This window comes from Cryobacterium aureum (assembly GCF_002954245.1).
Classification (GTDB): domain Bacteria; phylum Actinomycetota; class Actinomycetes; order Actinomycetales; family Microbacteriaceae; genus Cryobacterium; species Cryobacterium aureum.
In genome coordinates, this window is record NZ_PPTG01000014.1 from 102605 (window position 1) to 118376 (window position 15772).

Genomic DNA, 15772 nt, shown 5'->3' on the forward strand with positions numbered 1-15772 from the left:
TGTTCCGGGTCTGCACCCGGAAAGGGGCAGACCGTTAGTAACGGACGGGTCTCATTTCGAGCCGCTCATTAGTTATCCATAAGCCAATTCAGCCTGTTCTCTAGTTGTTTCGCGTCCAGTGACCTGGTCACACGAAAGGCACGCCCGAAAGCGTGTCGCCTTACGGCATCCTGAAAGCACGATTCACGGGCATGCAACCACGCACCTCTACCGGGGATTGTGGCGGTTTCATCCACCACAATTTCTGATTTCCCAGCAACGATCCGCAAAAGTGAGGATCGAGGGGCGCGCGAACGGCAGCCAATACACGTTCTTACGGAGTCCATCGTACCCCCTATTCGGCATCCTCCAGAATGCTGTCCGGCTGAATGTCGATTTTCGCGCCGGTGAGCTTGGCCGCGAGGCGGGCGTTCTGCCCCTCTTTGCCGATGGCGAGCGAGAGCTGGTAGTCGGGCACGAGGGCTCGCACCGCCTTGATCGACTCGTCGATCACGTACGCGCTGGTCACCTTGGCCGGCGACAGTGCGCTGGCAACGAAGGTCGCGAGGTCGGGAGAGAAATCGACGATGTCGATCTTCTCGTTGTTGAGTTCAACGGTGACGGCGCGCACGCGCTGGCCGAGTTCGCCAATGCAGGCGCCCTTGGCGTTGACGCCGGGCTCGGTTGCGCGCACCGCGATCTTGGTGCGGTGACCGGCTTCGCGGGCGAGCGACACGATCTCGACGACTCCGCTGGCGATCTCAGGGACCTCGAGTGCGAACAACTTGCGCACCAGCGACGGGTGGGTGCGCGACACGGTGATCTGTGGGCCTTTGAGCCCGCGACCGACGGCCGTGACGAACACACGAATACGCGCGCCGTGCACATAGCTCTCGGTGGGAACCTGCTCCTCTGGAGGCATGATCGCTTCGATGGTGCCGAGGTCGACGTGGATCATGCGGGGGTTCGGACCCTGCTGAATGATGCCGGCGACGATGTCACCCTCGCGGCCCTTGAACTCGCCGAGCACCGCGTCGTCGGCCAGGTCGCGCAGGCGCTGGTTGATGACCTGCTTGGCGGCGAAGGCCGCGATGCGACCGAAGTCGGTGGGGTTGTCGACGGCTTCGCCGATGACGTTGCCATCGTCGTCGTGTTCCGGAATGTAGATGTCCACGTGCCCAGACTTACGGTCGAGAACGACGCGCGCTTCTGGCACTTCCTGGATATCGTGCTTGGCTTCAGCAATCTTCGAAGCTTCAAACTTCGAGACGTCTTGCTGGATGTGCTTGACATAGGCGGTCAGAATCGCCTGTTCGATGATTTGCACGAGTTCCTCGAAGGGAATCTCTTTTTCGCGCTCCAATAGCCGCAAAACACTGAGGTCGATGTCCATGGCCGGCCTCCTCTATTTAAGATCTTGCCGCCGCGAAACCGCGCAGCGGGCTGGGTACTACGGTACCCGAATCTGCAGCGCCCCGTCACCCACTGCCGTGGCCGGGTCCGTTCCGCGCTGGTACGCCGAAGAGCGAATGCTGCCGGCTGGGCCAGCCGGCAGCATCCGCTCTGACAGCGGGGAATTTAGTCAGTGCTACGCGAAGTGCTTGGCGACGTCGGCGACGTCGACCTGCTCGCGGTCGCCGGTGCGGCGGTTCCACAGTTCGACAATGCCGTCGGCGGCTCCGCGGCCGACGATGACGATCCACGGCACCCCGATGAGCTCGGCGTCACCGAACTTGACTCCGGGCGAGACCTTGCGGCGGTCGTCGTAGAGCACCTCACGGCCGGTAGCCTCGAGGGCTGCCACAACGGCCTCCGAGGTGTCGAAGACGATCTCGTCCCGGCCGGTGGCGATCACGTGCACGTCGAAGGGGGTGACCGATTCGGGCCAGATCAGGCCCTTTGCATCGTTGTTGAGTTCGGCGATGACCGCGAGGATGCGGGTGACGCCGATGCCGTATGAACCCATCGTGACGGTGACCAGCTTGCCGTCCTCGCCCTGAATCTTGAGGCCGAGCACCTCGGCGTACTTGCGGCCGAGCTGGAACACGTGCCCGATTTCCATGCCGCGAATGAGTTCGACCGGGCCGGAGCCGTCCGGGGCCGGGTCGCCGGCGCGCACGTCGGAGGCCTCGACCACGTCCTCGATAGCGAAGTCACGGCCGGCGACGAGGCCGAACACGTGACGGCCTGCTTCGTTGGCGCCGGTGATCCACTCGGTGCCGGCGACCACGCGCGGGTCGACCAGAAAACGGATGCCGGTGGTCGATTTCACTCCGAGAACCGCGCCAGTCGCCCCCCACGGGCCGATGTAGCCCTTGACCAGGCCGGGGTTCTTGGCGAAGTCACCCTCATTCGCGGCCTCAACCTCGGCCGGAGCGAATGCCACCTCGACGCGCTTCAAGTCGACCTCGCGGTCGCCGGGAACGCCGATAGCGATGAGTTCACGCGTACCGTCCAGGCTGGTCAGCGCGAGCACGACGTTCTTGAGCGTGTCCGCTGCCGTCCACTCCCGGCCGTCGCGGCGGGGATGATCGGAGTTGGCCTTGTCGACCAGCGTCTGAATGGTCGGGGTGTTCGGAGTGTCGAAAACCTGCGCTGCTGGCAGCGCGCTGAAGTCTTTGCCTTCCGGAACGAGGGTGCGGAACGCCTCAATGTTGGCCGCGTAGCCGCCGGCGCTGCGCACAAAAGTGTCCTCGCCGACCGCGGTCGGGTGCAGGAACTCTTCGCTCTTGGAGCCGCCCATTGCGCCGGCATCCGCTTGCACGATCTCGTAGTCGAGGCCGAAACGGGTGAAGATGCGCTCGTAGGCGTCGCGCTGCAGCTGGTAGCTCAGGTCGAGGCCGGCGTCGGTGTAATCGAAGGAGTAGGCATCCTTCATGGTGAATTCGCGGCCGCGGAGCAGTCCGCCGCGCGAGCGGGCCTCGTCGCGGTACTTGTCCTGAATCTGATAGATCGACAACGGCAGGTCTTTGTAGCTGCTGTACAGGTCTTTTACGAGCAGCGCGAAGACCTCTTCGTGGGTCGGCGCGAGCAGCATGTCGGAGCCCTTGCGGTCCTTTAGACGAAACAGGCCCTCGCCGTATTCGTCCCAGCGGCCGGTCAGCTCGTAGGGTTCGCGCGGCAGCAGTGCCGGAAAGTGCACCTCGTGGGCGCCAGCGGCGGTCATCTCCTCGCGGATGATGCGCTCCACTTTGGCCTTCACCCGCAGGCCGAGTGGCAGCCAGGCAAAAATGCCCGGGGCCTGGCGACGGATGTAGCCGGCCCGCACGAGCAGACGGTGACTGGTCACCTCGGCGTCGGAGGGGTCTTCGCGGAGAGTACGGAGGAAGTAGTTGGAGAGACGTGTAGGCACCCGTCTACCTTACGCGGGCGCCGCCAGCCACTTCCCCACTGGCCGTGCAACCGCAGGCGTCAGCCGACCTCGCTCAGGGTGCGCTCGATTGCGGCCAGGCGCGTATCCATTGCGGTGAGTTTTGATAGCAATGCGGCGTTGGTCTCGTTGCTCCGCGCCAATGCCTCTCGCACCGCAGGCGAACCCTCGTAGTCGTGGCCCCGAGACCTCAAGTACTGCTTGAAAATTGCGTAGGTGATTCCGCCGATGATAGCGACGATGGGAACGAGATACGCGAAGTCAAAATTCATAGTTTTCCCCTTATTGGTTGTTTACCGTGGCGGTTGTTGCCACGGCATCGGCGATGGTGTCGATGGTCACGGTGACTGAAAATGGGGCCAGCGCGACGTGCTTGAGAGCGGTTCCCTCCGGGGAGAGTTCGAGTGACGTGGTGACGAACCCGCTCGCTTCGAGTTTGGCAAGGTGCATGTAGAGCAGCGCCCGCGACATTCCAACGCGCCTGGCCAGCTCGCTGACGTGCACGCGCCCGCCCTGCAACTCGGCGAGAATTAACATGCGCTGCGGGCTGGCGACCGCCGCGAGGGTCGCGCTGAGCTGTTCCACATTCATTGCGACGCCTCCTGACAGGTGTAACTATATTATGACACCCGTAAGAAATGCAAGCGTGCGAGCGGATGCTGTCTGCTGGTCGAGGCGCGACAAAGGAGCGACCGAGACTCGCGCCATAGCCCGCGAGAGCGGGAAAAATGTTGTCTCAGGGGTGCTGAAGCAGCATTTTCCCCGCTCTCGCGAATCGGCTCCCGGGGTCTCGAGACGCGCGCTCCGCGCGCAGCGGTGTCGCCGGGCGAAGTGCTAGTTGGAGCCGACGGAGACCGTGGGGCTGCCGAGCGCGGCAGCGGGCATCTCGGCGGCGAGACGGTTGGCCTCTTCGATCAGCGTGGCCACGATCTCGGACTCTGGCACGGTCTTGATGACCTCGCCGCGCACGAAGATCTGGCCCTTGCCGTTGCCGCTCGCGACACCGAGGTCGGCTTCGCGAGCTTCACCCGGTCCGTTGACGACGCAACCCATGACCGCGACGCGCAGCGGCACTGTCATGCCCTCCAGCCCGTCGGTGACATCGTTGGCGAGCTTGTAGACATCCACCTGGGCCCGGCCGCAACTCGGGCAGGAGACGATCTCGAGCTTGCGCTCCCGCAGGTTGAGCGACTGCAGAATCTGCAGGCCCACCTTGATCTCCTCGACCGGTGGAGCACTCAGCGAGACGCGGATGGTGTCGCCGATACCTTCGCCGAGCAGAATACCGAACGCCGTTGCGCTCTTGATCGTGCCCTGAAAGCTCGGGCCGGCCTCGGTCACACCGAGGTGCAACGGCCAGTCGCCGCGCTCGGCCAGCAGACGGTAGGCCTTGACCATGATCACCGGGTCGTTGTGCTTGACCGAGATCTTGAAGTCGTGAAAGTCGTGTTCCTCGAACAGGCTTGCCTCCCAGACGGCGCTCTCCACGAGCGCCTCCGGGGTGGCCTTGCCGTACTTCTGCATGAGGCTCGGCTCGAGCGAGCCGGCGTTGACGCCGATGCGCAGGCTGACACCGGCGGCCTTGGCGGCCGCAGCGATCTTGCCGACCTGATCGTCGAACTTGCGGATATTGCCGGGGTTGACGCGCACCGCGGCGCAGCCGGCATCGATCGCGGCAAAAACATAGTTCGGCTGAAAGTGGATGTCCGCGATGACCGGAATCTGACTCTTCTTCGCGATGATCGGGAGCGCCTCGGCGTCATCGCGGGTCGGTACGGCAACACGCACGATGTCGCATCCGGTCGCCGTGAGTTCGGCGATCTGCTGGAGCGTCGCATTGATGTTCGTCGTTGGAGTCGTCGTCATCGATTGCACGCTCACTTGAGCATTGCCACCGACCAGGACCTTTCCGACTTTGATTTGACGGGATTTACGTCTGGGAGCGAGTACCTCAGGTACTTTGGGCATCCCCAAGTTGATTGCAGCCACTTGCCTAGCTTAGTTGTCGAAGTGCAAGCCAAGCTGAATGCAGCCTCGGGTCAACGCTCGAGCTGAGCGAGCAGTGCCTCCAGAAACGCCGCCGGGTGTTCCAGGTGCGGTGAGTGCCCGCAGTCGGCCAGTTCCAGCTCGGTCAGCTGACCGCCGGCGGCCTGGTAGGCGAGAAGCACAGCCCGGGTCTGCTGGATCATCGGCTGGGGAGGGGCCACATCGGTGCCCGGCCAGCCTGGAATCACGCCGAGCTGCCCGAGATAGTTGAGGTCGAAGAACGAGGTGTCCGACACGATGGCATCGTCGCTTCCGTGAATCCAGAGGATGGCTGGCTTCTCGGCCAGGTCGACGACGCCGCTCGTATTGAAATGGCCGGGAGACATGGTGTTGAGCACGCCGCTGTCGCCGGGGGCGAAGCCGGGCCAGTTCTCTGAAGCCGTCGAATTCCCGGGGTAGTTGCCGACGCCGGTGGCCGTGGTCAGCATGGAGTCGATCCAGATATCGTCGTGCTCCGAGCTGAACGGCGGCTTCACGTAGGTAGTCTGGTAGACGGTGCGAGGACTGGTCGGGTCGGCACCTCGGTCGCCGTTCTGCAGGCGCGCCACGAAGTCGCCGTTGGCTCCGCCGGCGCCTGTGCCGGCGTCGTCTACGCTCAGCCGATGACCATCCGCTCCCCCGGTGCCGCCGAAGCCGTACGGGGAAACCGGCGCCACCAGGGTCACCGTGGCCACGAGGCCGGGGTGATCGAGCAGCAGCTGCATGGTCACGCCGCCGCCCATGCTCCAGCCCACGAGGTGCACCCGGTCGACACCGAGCTCGGCCAGCACCGACGCAATATCGTCGGAGTAGTCGGCCACACCACGAGTGGCATCGACCGGGAGAGTTTCGCTGCTGCCGAAGCCGCGCAGATCGATGGCGAGCGCCCGCACCGAGGCGGGCAGGGCCAGCATGAGCGGCTGCCAAAACAGCGATGACGACACGTTGCCGTGCACGAAGACGACGGTCGCCTTGGTGGTTCCTGTTGCCGGTCGTTCGAGCATTCCGGCACGCAGGCGCGGGGTGGCAACGCTGTGCGCGGTGATGCCGTCGAAAATGTTGCCCGTACTGGTGGTGATGGTGTCGCTCATGATCGGGGTCCTCTCGGGTAGCTGGCCGGGGTGTGCAGGTTCACGGCCCGGGCTACCTGGTCGGCGCCCTGGTCGCTCATAACGATCGTGTAGTGGTTGACATCGTCGACCTCCCGCACCGTCAGCTGCGGCAGTCGTGTCGCCCAGTCGGCGCAGGCCGCGCGGTCGTACAGTGCGGTCGGCTCGTTCTGCAGCCCGCGCGGCGCACGCAGAAAATCGATCGGCACGCCCAGGCCGGCGAGCGCCTCCGCGTACCCGTCGGCGCCGTTGAGCTCCATCGCATTGGCGGCCACCGCCTCCAGCCGCGCCGAGGGGTGCAGAGCCGGCGCGGTGCCATCGAGGTCGTAGCGAGCAAAATCGGCCACCCGCGGCGACCAGTCGGCGACGAAAGCGGGGTGATTCTGCCAAAAGTCCAGATAGGCCTCGACCGTCTCGAAGGTCTGCGACAGCCGTTTGGCGGCTGGGCCGAGCATGAGCAGCGGGTCGATGCCCGCGTCCCGCGGAATCGGCAGGCCACCGTCGACCAGAACGAGGGAGTCAACCCGGTCCGGGTATAGGTGGGCGAGCCACACTGCGACAAACGCGCCCATCGAGTGGCCGACCACGACCGTGCGGTCGACCTCCAGAAAGTCCAGCAGCCCAGCCAGGTCTTCGGCGTGCCGACGCAGCCCGTAGGGCGCGGGCAGCGCGTTGCTGCGAGCGCGACCCCGCAGGTCAGGAGCGATCACCCTTGAGCCGGACAGGCGTTCAGCCAGCCACGGCCAGCAGAGGTGCGAGGCGGTGATGCCGTGGATGGCCAGCACCGTCGACTGCTCCTGCGCAGCGCGCCACTGGCCACCGCGCAGGTCTCCCTCGGCCACCGGGACACGTAACGGCTGATAATGCTCACTCATGATTGCCTCATTTCCGCGGTACTGCTGGAGACGGTGCTGCTGGAGACGGTACTGCCGGCACCCAGCGCACCCTCGATGAACCGCATCATCTGCTCGAAAACATGCTCGGGCACGGCGCGGGTTCCGCTTGCGAACGGATCGGATGCGGCGCCTTCGAGCGCCTCGTCATCTCCCCAGAGCACCCAGCGCATGCCGATCATCTCGCCGATTCCCATGAGCGCCCAGGCGGCGACGGTCGGATCGATGTCGCTGATCTCGCCCGCGGCGCCGGCCGCGCGCAGCCCCGCTATGTAGCCCTCAACGATGCGGGTGTAGTGCAGGCGCAAGGCACCGGGCGAGACGAACTCTGCCTCGCGAATCACCCGATAGAGCGCCGGGTGGTCGGCGGTGAATTGAAAGAAGGCCCGAAATCCGGCGCGCTCCGAATCGATGCGATTTTCCGTGACAGCGGATGCCGCACTCATCGCCAACCGTACGCGGTGGTTGAGGTCCTCGACCAGCTCGTTGAAGATCTGCAGTTTCGAGTCGAAATAGAGGTAGAACGTGCCCTGGCCGATGCCAGCGGCATCCGTTATTCGCGAGATCGACGCGTCGGCGTAGCCGACCCGCGAGAAGACCTGCTCGGCTGCTTCGATGAGTTTGCGCTTGGTTTCTTCGCCTCGGGCGGTGCGCGGCATTCCGGCGCTCATTGTTTGTTTCCTATCTTCTCAAAATCAAGACCGTGCTTCCAGCGCTCCAGCAGCTGGTGCCGCAGCACCTTGCTGCCGAGGGATCGTGGAATCTCCGGCACGAAACGTACGAAGGCCGGAACCTTGAACGCGGCCAGCTGGGTACGGGCGTAGGACAGAATGCCGGCCTCATCAGCCGCGAATCCGGGTGCCAGCACGATGAACGCCACACCGACCTCTCCCCAGCGCTCGTGCGGCACCCCGATGACCGCCACCTCCGCGACCGCCGCGTATTCGACCAGCACGGTCTCTACCTCGGCCGGCGCCACGCTCTCCCCGCCCGAGATGAAGATATCGGTGAGTCGATCGATCACGGCAAAATAACCGTGCTCATCGCGACGCACCAGGTCACCGGTGTGCAGCCAGCCACCGCGCAGGGTGCGAGCGGTCTGCTCGGGAGCGCGAAAGTAGCCCGAAAACACGCCGGGCCCACGCACGAGCAGTTCACCCGTGGCGGCCCCACCGAGTAGTTCGCCGGTGATCGGATCGGCCACGGCGACCTCGACGTGCGGATACGGCTTGCCGGCGTAGCCGACCATGCTGCGGGCCTCGTCGTCGGGCAGACACAACACGTTTGGGGAAGCCTCGGTCAGGCCGTAGCCCTGGGTGAGTGCGACACCGCGGGCATGCCAGGTGCGCAGCAAGGGCGCGGGCATGGGCGCGCCACCAACCACGGCGTGATTCAGGCTCGACAGGTCGGTCGCGGCAAAATCCGGGTGCTGTGCGAGAAACAAGTAGTTCGCGGGAACGCCCATCATGGTCGTGATGCGACGGTCCTTGATCAGGTGCAGTACCCGGCCGGGGTCAAAAGTGCGCTCGAGCACGACCGTGGCACCCATCCACCAGGCCAGCAACGGCTGGATATTCCAGCCGCCCACGTGATACTGCGGCATGACCGAGAGCACGACATCTCTGCTGGTGATCTCGGTAATGCGAGAGAGCGACAGGTTGGTCCAGAAACAGTTCGCATGGGTCAGCACCACGCCCTTGGCCGGGCCGAGGGTGCCGGAGGTGAACACGATCAGCAGGGCGTCATCGTCATGAACTTCGCGGTTCACCAGCTGGTCTTCCGGGGCGCGTCGCGGGGCGGGCACGCTGTCCTCGACCCCTCTCATGCCGAGCAGCGTCGACGGGAGCGGCAAAGGAAGCCGACCCTGGGCATCCGTTGCCAGGGTCTGAAACTCGTCTTCGACCAGCAACAGTGCCGGATCAGCGAGCTGCAGTTGCGCGGCAAGCTCGCGGGGCGCGAGCCGCCAGGACAGCGGCACGAGAACGAGGCCGGCCTGCGCGCAGGCAAAGAACAACACGACCTGGTCCGAACTGTTGCCGGTGATGGTGGCCACCCGATCGCCGACGCCGTAGCCGGCGGCGCGAAAAGCTTGGGCGAGGTCGCTGGCCCGGTCGTCGAGGTCGCGGTAGCGCAGTGTGACGCCGCGGTCGTCGACGGCGACGCGCTTGGGCGTGGCCCTGGCCCGGTCGCGGGTCCATCGGCCCAGGGTGTGCAGGCCGTCGTCAGTCATGTCGTCTCCTCTGAGTCAAGCATGCGCTTCCGGCCTCGCCCCTGAGGTCGTTGCGGCCGCCCGCTGCGCCGAGTGAGCCCAGCCAGCCCACCCGGAAGAAACAACACCACGAGAATAAACAGTGTGCCGAGAATGAACAACGGCTGCGACAAAGGAATCCGCAGAACGTCAGGCAGACCGGCGATGAACTCTGACCCGGCCAGGGCGGTCAACCGCTGGTCGAGCAGCGTGTAAACCAGTGCTCCGAGTACCGCGCCCCAGCGCAGCCCGACGCCGCCGAGCACGACGATCACCAGCAGGGTCAGCGTGAAGTCGGGCGTGGCGACGCGCGGCGAGACCCCGCTCTGCAGCAGCAGAAATGCGGCTCCCGCCAGGGCTGCGAGCGCCCCGGCAATGCTGAAGACCAGCAGCCGCACAAAATAGGGACGGATGCCGATGACCCGTACCCGCAGTTCGTTTTCGCGAGTCGCGGCCACGACATGGCCCGCGCGAGACTTCTCCACCCATAACACCACGAGGTAGACCGTGACCAGAACCGCGAGCGACAGCCAGTACAGGTTGCGGGTGTTGAGCACGCCGACAAGAGCGTCGGGCACGTGCGAGACGTCGAGGGTGAGCCCCTCGTCGCCACCGGTTTGCCCACCGGGGTTTCGCCGCACCACGACCGAGCCGGCCTGGGCGAAGGCGAGCGTGACCATGGCGAAGGAGATACCGGTGACCCGCAGGCTCACCGAACCGACGAGCGCCGCGAGCACAAACCCAATCAGCACCGTGATCAGAATCGCCGCCACGAACGTCGCGCCAGCCGGCAGCCAACTCGGCGAGAAGTTGCGCAGCACTATACCCAGGCCGTAGGCGCCGGCCGCGAAGAACAGGGCGTGCCCGAACGAGAGCATGCCGGCCAGGCCGAACAATAGGTGGTAGCTGAGCGCGAGCGCCGCGATGAGCATGGCGTAGGCGAGCAGTTGCAGGGTACCCGGCGTGTAGGTCGCGCCCGGAAAGACACCGGGAATCGTGATGTTCAACAGCGGCAGCAGCGCCATGAGCAGCACCAGCGCCGCGCTGGCGGCGATTTTGGTCAACGGCCTGGCCCAGATGGCGCTCATGCTTTTGCTCCCAACAGTCCGCGCGGACGCAACAACAGCACCGCGGCGAGGGCCAGCACCACGGCGAGGTCGCCGGTGCCGCCCAGATAGAAGTTCGCGAACTGCTGCAGCACCGCCACCAGAACGGATGCGATGGCCGCCCCGGCCAGAGACCCCAGGCCTCCAATCACGGTCACAATAAAGGCGAAGATCAGCAGGGAACCGCCGATGTGCGCCGAAACGTAGCCGTAATAGATCGAGGCCAGCACCCCGCCAAGTCCGGCGGCGGCACCGCCGATCGCGAACACCAGGGTGAAGGCGCGGCGCACGTCGATGCCGAGCGCGGTGACCATGAGACGGTTTTCGACGCCGGCCCGAATGATCAGGCCGTACCGGGTGAACTTGAGGAACAGCACGATCGCCACGAGCACGAGCACCGCCACCAGAATGAGCATGAAGCGGTTGTTCGGAATGCGGGCGCCGAGGATCTCGGTGGTTTGTCCGAGCCAGGACGGGCTCGTCACGTAGGTCGGGTCGGTGCCCCAGATTCCCTCGAACAGAGCTACAGAGGCCAGGGCGAGACCGACCGTCACGAGTACCTGTTCGATGTGCCGGTTGTACAGCCGCCGGATCAGGAAAAACTCGGTGGCAGCAGCGACGAGTGCCCCGACCACGGCGCCAGTCAGCATGGCAGCGACCAGGGCCAACCAGGACCCGTCACTGAGCCGACGGGCAACCTCCCAGCCGATGAAGGCGCCGATGGTCAGAAACGAGCCGTGCGCGAAGTTGAGCACGCCCATCAGCCCGTAGATGAGGGAGAGCCCGGAGGCGACCAGAAAGTACAGAGCACCGAGGCCGAGGCCGGTGATCAGAAGCAGAACGATGGTACTCATGCCGGCACCTGCTCCGTGCTGCTGTGGTCCGTGCCGCTGTGGTCCGTGCCGCTGTGCACGCCGAGGAAACGCTGGATGCGTTCGGGATCGTCGAGCAATTCAGTGGCTTCGCCGGTGAAGACGACGCGGCCGCCGGAAAGAACAACCACCCGGTCGGCGAGTTGGCGGATGACCTGCAGGTTCTGTTCGACCAGAAGGATCGGCACTTTTTTGGCGGCGGCGAGCAACGCCTGGCTGACCTCGGTGACGATTTTGGGCGAGAGTCCCTTAGTGGGTTCGTCGACCAGCAGCAGCCGGTTCTGGTTCAGCAGGGCACGTGCGAGCGACACCATCTGTTGCTGCCCGCCGGAGAGGGTACCGGCCATTTGGGCCTGCCGTTGCACGAGGTCGGGAAAGAGCTCCTCGACCAGGGCGCGGTTGGGATGGGCCGAGCGTTCCGCCAGTTTCAGGTTTTCGGCGACGGTGAGTTTGCCGAACACCTCGCGGTCTTCGGGCACGTAGCCCACGCCGAGCTGTACGACCTTGTGGGTGGCCAGCCGGTCGACGCGGCGCCCAGCGAGGGTGACCTCGCCGGTGCGGTCGATCAGGCCGAGGATCGATTTGATGGTGCTGGTCTTGCCGACGCCGTTCCGGCCGAGCAACGCGGTGACGCCGGTGTCTGGTACGTCGAATGAGACGTCTTCGACGACCTGCTGCCCCTCGATGCGTCCGTACAGGTTGCGCACGGTGAGGATATTGGTGCTCAGGTTGGTACTCATACCGGGTCTCCGAGGTAGGCGGACTGCACCGTGGGATTGTTCATCACGGCATCGGGGGTGTCGCAGGCAAGCAACTCGCCATGGTGCATCACAGCAACGCGGTCGACCAGGCCGAGCACGACCTCCATGTGGTGTTCGACCATGAGCACGGTGCGACCACCGTGGTGCAGCGTGCGGATGACCTCCATCAGGCCGGGCACATCGCCCGAGCCCACGCCGGCCATCGGCTCGTCGAGCAGGATGACGCTCGGATCCATCGCCAGCAGCATGGCGATCTCCAGCTTGCGCTTGTCACCGTGCGAGAGGCCACCGGCTTTGGCGTGGGCAAGATCGGCCAGCCCGACCTCGTCAAGACGATCGGCGGCGAGCCGGGTGGCGGCATCCGAGACCTTCGGAAACCGGGTGACAAGGCTGCCGCCGCCGGACTTGGCCTGTGCGGCCAACCGCACGTTTTCGGTGGCGCTGAGCCCGTTGAACAGACTCGAGGTCTGAAAGGTACGACCGAGGCCGGCCCGTGCCCTGACGTGGATCGGTTCCCGGGTCATGGTGCGGCCGTTCAGCCGCACCACGCCTTCCGTGGCAAACAGCACGCCGGAAATCAGGTTGAACAGGGTTGTCTTGCCGGCCCCATTAGGGCCGATCACACCCAGCATCTCGCCCCGCGGGATCGACAGCGATACATCGTTGAGGATGCGGGCACCGCCGATCTGCAGGCCGATATGCTCGATGCTGAGCACGGGTTGGTCCGGCATCGCGATCTACTTTGCGGCGACGATGGGCGGCGCGACGGTCTTCGCGTCGACCGTCTCAATCAGTTCCGGCGCCCAGGTGCCGTCGGTGCCTTCCTTGAGCGTGGCCTGGAACATCGGCTGCAGCACGGCATGGTCTTCGGCACGAATGGTGATCGACCCCTTCACCGAGTCGAAGGTGTAGCCCTCGAGCGAGGCGATCATGTCATCGACGTTGTCACCGCCGCCCTCACGAACCGCCTGAACGAGCATCTGGGCGGCCACGAAACCGTCGGGCGAAAAAAGGTCGGCCTGTGCGTCGTGGGCTTTCAGGTAGCTGATCATCGCCTTGCTCTGCTCGTTGTCGGTGGCCGACGCAAAGTAGTGCGAGAGAAAGCTGATCTTGTCGCTCGCGGCACCGTAAGCGCCGTAGGTCGAGACATCACCGAGGCCGGTGACAACCGGAACGGCGTCGAACACGCCCTGCTGCTGCAGCGCGGTCCACATGGCACCGGTGCTGGCACCGGCCCAGGCCACGAAGACGAGGTCGGGTGAGGCGTCGAGCAATTGCTGCGCGAATGGGGTGAATTCGGTCGCGTCTTCGGCCACGAGCACACCATCGACGCTTGCGCCCTTGGCTCCGAGTACGGCCTTGACGCCGGCCAGGTTGCCCTGCCCGAAGGCGTTGTCCTGGGCGAAGACGACGATCTTCTTACCGCTCGGGTCGCCGATGAATGTTCCGGCCGTCGCGACGTCTTCATAGGTCTGGCGGCCGGATCGGAAGGTGTACTGGTTGATGCCGGTGATGGCATCAGCGGCTGCCGGGCCGGAGATGTAGAGAATCTTGTTCTGCGCGGCCTGCTCGGCCAAGGTGACGGCGATGCCGGACACGACGGTGCCGGCCAGAATCTGGTATCCCTGTCCAATCAGGTCTTTGGCGACCGAGACTGCGGTGTCCGGGTTGCCCTGGTCGTCCTTCCAGGTGATATCCAGTTCGCGGCCGTCGACTATGCCCGTGCCGTCGGTGGCGTAGTCGAGACCGGCCTCGAACCCGGCCGTGTACGCGGCACCGTAGGCGGCGAGCGGGCCGGTCGCGGAGGTGACCATGCCCACCTGCACCGCGGGCTTCGTGGTGGAATTATCGGTGGCTGCGCCGCCGGTCGTGGCCGTGGGGGCGCATCCGACCAGGGTCAGGGCGGCGACGGCGAGAATTGCCGGGGCCAGGAACATCTTCGTTACCCGCATGAAATTTGCCTCTCGATCAGTTGAGTCGGTGCTGTCTGTTGAGTGCGTGCTGTTGAGTGCGTGCAGTTGAGTTGGGGGCATTCTGCGGAGCCATGAACTCAAACCTGACAGGTGGTTCAGGTATCAGGAATCTATGGGCGATCGACGGTACTGTCAAGAGGTAGGAGTGAACTGATACCCAGACGTGGCCAATAGGCTGGGGTCGCACGCATCCATTTATTGACAAAGGAGTCCCGATGACCGAAACCGACGTCGTAATCCTGGCCGGATCACGCACCCCGCAAGGTCGCGTGAACGGGCAGCTCTCGTCCCTCACCGCCGTCGACCTCGGCGCCGCCGCCATTGCCGGCGCCCTCGCCCGCGCTGGAGTGGCTCCGGAGCAGGTCGACTTCGTTCTCATGGGTCAGGTTCTCCAAGCCGGGTGTGGGCAGAACCCGGCCCGGCAGTCCAGCGTGGCTGCGGGCATCCCGTGGAATGTACCGGCGATGACGCTCAATAAGGTGTGTCTGTCTGGCCTCGCCGCGGTCATCGATGCCGCCCGCTTGGTGCGGCTCGGCGAAGCGGATGTCGTCGTAGCCGGTGGCCAGGAATCCATGTCGCGCGCGCCCCACCTGCTGCCCGGATCCCGTCAGGGTTGGGCCTACGGAACGGTTTCGGCCCTCGACCACGCCGCGCACGACGGACTCACCGACGCCTTCGACGGCCTCTCAATGGGACTTTCCACCGAGCGCGCCAACGCGGAACTCGGCCAAACCCGGCTCGAGCAGGACGAAATTGCCGCAGCCTCACACCAGCGGGCCGCCGCTGCCGCCGCGAGTGATGTGTTCAGCGACGAGATCACGCCGATCAGTGTGCCGCAGCGCAAGGGCGAGCCACTCCTGATCAGCACCGATGAGGGCGTGCGCGCTGACAGCACCACCGAGACGCTCGGCCGGTTACGCCCGGCGTTCGACTCGGCTGGGAGCATCACCGCCGGCAATGCCGCCCCGTTGAGCGATGGCGCGAGCGCGGTCGTCGTAACCAGCCGCGCCTGGGCCGAAAAGCACAATCTGCCCTGGCTCGCCATGATCCAGGCGAGCGGCCAAGTGGCCGGCCCCGACAATTCCCTGCACTCCCAGCCGGCCAATGCAATCGCGCAGGCCCTGAAGCGCGAGGGCTGGACCATTGCCGATCTCGACCTGGTCGAGATCAACGAGGCGTTCGCCTCGGTGGTGGCCCAGTCGTCGAAGGTACTCGGGGTGTCGGCTGACGTCGTGAACATTCACGGCGGCGGCATTGCCATCGGCCACCCGATCGGGTCGAGCGGCGGGCGCATTGCCCTGCATGCCGCGCTCGAACTGGCGCGTCGCGGCACCGGCAAGGCCGCCGTGGCCCTGTGCGGCGGCGGCGGCCAGGGCGAGGCGCTGCTGCTGTCGCGGTAGCGTCTGGCTGGGTACGGCTAGGCAGGTCGTACCCAG

16 protein-coding genes are annotated in these 15772 nt (G+C 65.2%); 1 reads left to right on the plus strand and 15 read right to left on the minus strand.

Going from position 1 to position 15772, the window contains the following annotated elements; genetic code table 11:
- Nucleotides 1-68: 68 nt before the first annotated feature.
- From CJ028_RS06090 to CJ028_RS06160, 15 genes are all read right to left on the minus strand, one after another.
- Complete coding sequence (locus tag CJ028_RS06090; RefSeq protein WP_105034388.1) at nucleotides 69-326, minus strand: YlxR family protein; 258 nt, start codon at nucleotides 324-326, stop codon at nucleotides 69-71.
- A gap of 8 nt (nucleotides 327-334) precedes the next feature.
- Nucleotides 335-1372 (minus strand): transcription termination factor NusA, encoded by a 1038-nt coding sequence (gene nusA, locus CJ028_RS06095; RefSeq protein ID WP_105034389.1) that lies wholly within the window; start codon nucleotides 1370-1372, stop codon nucleotides 335-337.
- 195 nt (nucleotides 1373-1567) lie between these two features.
- Entirely contained in the window at nucleotides 1568-3331 is a 1764-nt protein-coding gene (locus CJ028_RS06100) for a proline--tRNA ligase (protein WP_105034390.1), read from the minus strand.
- Between the two features lie 59 nt (nucleotides 3332-3390).
- Nucleotides 3391-3621 (minus strand): hypothetical protein, encoded by a 231-nt coding sequence (locus CJ028_RS06105; RefSeq protein WP_105034391.1) that lies wholly within the window; start codon nucleotides 3619-3621, stop codon nucleotides 3391-3393.
- Between the two features lie 10 nt (nucleotides 3622-3631).
- Complete coding sequence (locus CJ028_RS06110) at nucleotides 3632-3940, minus strand: ArsR/SmtB family transcription factor (protein WP_105034392.1); 309 nt, start codon at nucleotides 3938-3940, stop codon at nucleotides 3632-3634.
- A 243-nt stretch (nucleotides 3941-4183) separates the two neighbouring features.
- Nucleotides 4184-5338, minus strand: a complete 1155-nt coding sequence (gene ispG, locus CJ028_RS06115) for a flavodoxin-dependent (E)-4-hydroxy-3-methylbut-2-enyl-diphosphate synthase (protein WP_205683954.1) — start codon at nucleotides 5336-5338, stop codon at nucleotides 4184-4186.
- Between the two features lie 50 nt (nucleotides 5339-5388).
- Nucleotides 5389-6465, minus strand: a complete 1077-nt coding sequence (locus CJ028_RS06120; RefSeq protein ID WP_105034394.1) for an alpha/beta fold hydrolase — start codon at nucleotides 6463-6465, stop codon at nucleotides 5389-5391.
- Nucleotides 6462-7358, minus strand: coding sequence for an alpha/beta fold hydrolase (locus CJ028_RS06125; RefSeq protein ID WP_105034395.1), 897 nt, complete (start codon nucleotides 7356-7358; stop codon nucleotides 6462-6464). The genes CJ028_RS06120 and CJ028_RS06125 overlap by 4 nt, the downstream gene beginning before the upstream one ends.
- Complete coding sequence (locus CJ028_RS06130; RefSeq protein WP_105034396.1) at nucleotides 7355-8047, minus strand: TetR/AcrR family transcriptional regulator; 693 nt, start codon at nucleotides 8045-8047, stop codon at nucleotides 7355-7357. Before CJ028_RS06130 ends, CJ028_RS06125 begins: the two co-directional genes overlap by 4 nt.
- On the minus strand, nucleotides 8044-9606 hold the full coding sequence (locus CJ028_RS06135) for a class I adenylate-forming enzyme family protein (protein ID WP_105034397.1): 1563 nt from the start codon (nucleotides 9604-9606) through the stop codon (nucleotides 8044-8046). The genes CJ028_RS06130 and CJ028_RS06135 overlap by 4 nt, the downstream gene beginning before the upstream one ends.
- Complete coding sequence (locus CJ028_RS06140; RefSeq protein ID WP_105034398.1) at nucleotides 9603-10712, minus strand: branched-chain amino acid ABC transporter permease; 1110 nt, start codon at nucleotides 10710-10712, stop codon at nucleotides 9603-9605. Before CJ028_RS06140 ends, CJ028_RS06135 begins: the two co-directional genes overlap by 4 nt.
- On the minus strand, nucleotides 10709-11584 hold the full coding sequence (locus CJ028_RS06145; RefSeq protein ID WP_105034399.1) for a branched-chain amino acid ABC transporter permease: 876 nt from the start codon (nucleotides 11582-11584) through the stop codon (nucleotides 10709-10711). Before CJ028_RS06145 ends, CJ028_RS06140 begins: the two co-directional genes overlap by 4 nt.
- On the minus strand, nucleotides 11581-12342 hold the full coding sequence (locus CJ028_RS06150; RefSeq protein WP_205683955.1) for an ABC transporter ATP-binding protein: 762 nt from the start codon (nucleotides 12340-12342) through the stop codon (nucleotides 11581-11583). Before CJ028_RS06150 ends, CJ028_RS06145 begins: the two co-directional genes overlap by 4 nt.
- Nucleotides 12339-13094, minus strand: a complete 756-nt coding sequence (locus CJ028_RS06155; protein ID WP_105034400.1) for an ABC transporter ATP-binding protein — start codon at nucleotides 13092-13094, stop codon at nucleotides 12339-12341. Before CJ028_RS06155 ends, CJ028_RS06150 begins: the two co-directional genes overlap by 4 nt.
- Before the next feature lie 6 nt (nucleotides 13095-13100).
- Nucleotides 13101-14315, minus strand: coding sequence for a substrate-binding domain-containing protein (locus CJ028_RS06160; RefSeq protein WP_105034401.1), 1215 nt, complete (start codon nucleotides 14313-14315; stop codon nucleotides 13101-13103).
- Between the two features lie 236 nt (nucleotides 14316-14551).
- On the opposite strand from CJ028_RS06160, the gene CJ028_RS06165 reads away from it, so the two are divergent.
- Nucleotides 14552-15736, plus strand: coding sequence for an acetyl-CoA C-acetyltransferase (locus CJ028_RS06165; protein WP_105034402.1), 1185 nt, complete (start codon nucleotides 14552-14554; stop codon nucleotides 15734-15736).
- Nucleotides 15737-15772 lie beyond the last annotated feature (36 nt).

Bases quoted from the DNA above. Each gene is read 5' to 3' on its own strand.
- CJ028_RS06125 (WP_105034395.1), bottom strand. From the start codon at position 7,358: ATGAGTGAGCATTATCAGCCGTTACGTGTCCCGGTGGCCGAGGGAGAC.
- CJ028_RS06160 (WP_105034401.1), bottom strand. From the start codon at position 14,315: ATGCGGGTAACGAAGATGTTCCTGGCCCCGGCAATTCTCGCCGTCGCC.
- CJ028_RS06090 (WP_105034388.1), bottom strand. From the start codon at position 326: ATGGACTCCGTAAGAACGTGTATTGGCTGCCGTTCGCGCGCCCCTCGA.
- CJ028_RS06120 (WP_105034394.1), bottom strand. From the start codon at position 6,465: ATGAGCGACACCATCACCACCAGTACGGGCAACATTTTCGACGGCATC.
- CJ028_RS06135 (WP_105034397.1), bottom strand. From the start codon at position 9,606: ATGACTGACGACGGCCTGCACACCCTGGGCCGATGGACCCGCGACCGG.
- CJ028_RS06155 (WP_105034400.1), bottom strand. From the start codon at position 13,094: ATGCCGGACCAACCCGTGCTCAGCATCGAGCATATCGGCCTGCAGATC.
- CJ028_RS06150 (WP_205683955.1), bottom strand. From the start codon at position 12,342: ATGAGTACCAACCTGAGCACCAATATCCTCACCGTGCGCAACCTGTAC.
- CJ028_RS06145 (WP_105034399.1), bottom strand. From the start codon at position 11,584: ATGAGTACCATCGTTCTGCTTCTGATCACCGGCCTCGGCCTCGGTGCT.
- nusA (WP_105034389.1), bottom strand. From the start codon at position 1,372: ATGGACATCGACCTCAGTGTTTTGCGGCTATTGGAGCGCGAAAAAGAG.
- CJ028_RS06165 (WP_105034402.1), top strand. From the start codon at position 14,552: ATGACCGAAACCGACGTCGTAATCCTGGCCGGATCACGCACCCCGCAA.
- CJ028_RS06140 (WP_105034398.1), bottom strand. From the start codon at position 10,712: ATGAGCGCCATCTGGGCCAGGCCGTTGACCAAAATCGCCGCCAGCGCG.
- CJ028_RS06110 (WP_105034392.1), bottom strand. From the start codon at position 3,940: ATGAATGTGGAACAGCTCAGCGCGACCCTCGCGGCGGTCGCCAGCCCG.
- CJ028_RS06105 (WP_105034391.1), bottom strand. From the start codon at position 3,621: ATGAATTTTGACTTCGCGTATCTCGTTCCCATCGTCGCTATCATCGGC.
- CJ028_RS06130 (WP_105034396.1), bottom strand. From the start codon at position 8,047: ATGAGCGCCGGAATGCCGCGCACCGCCCGAGGCGAAGAAACCAAGCGC.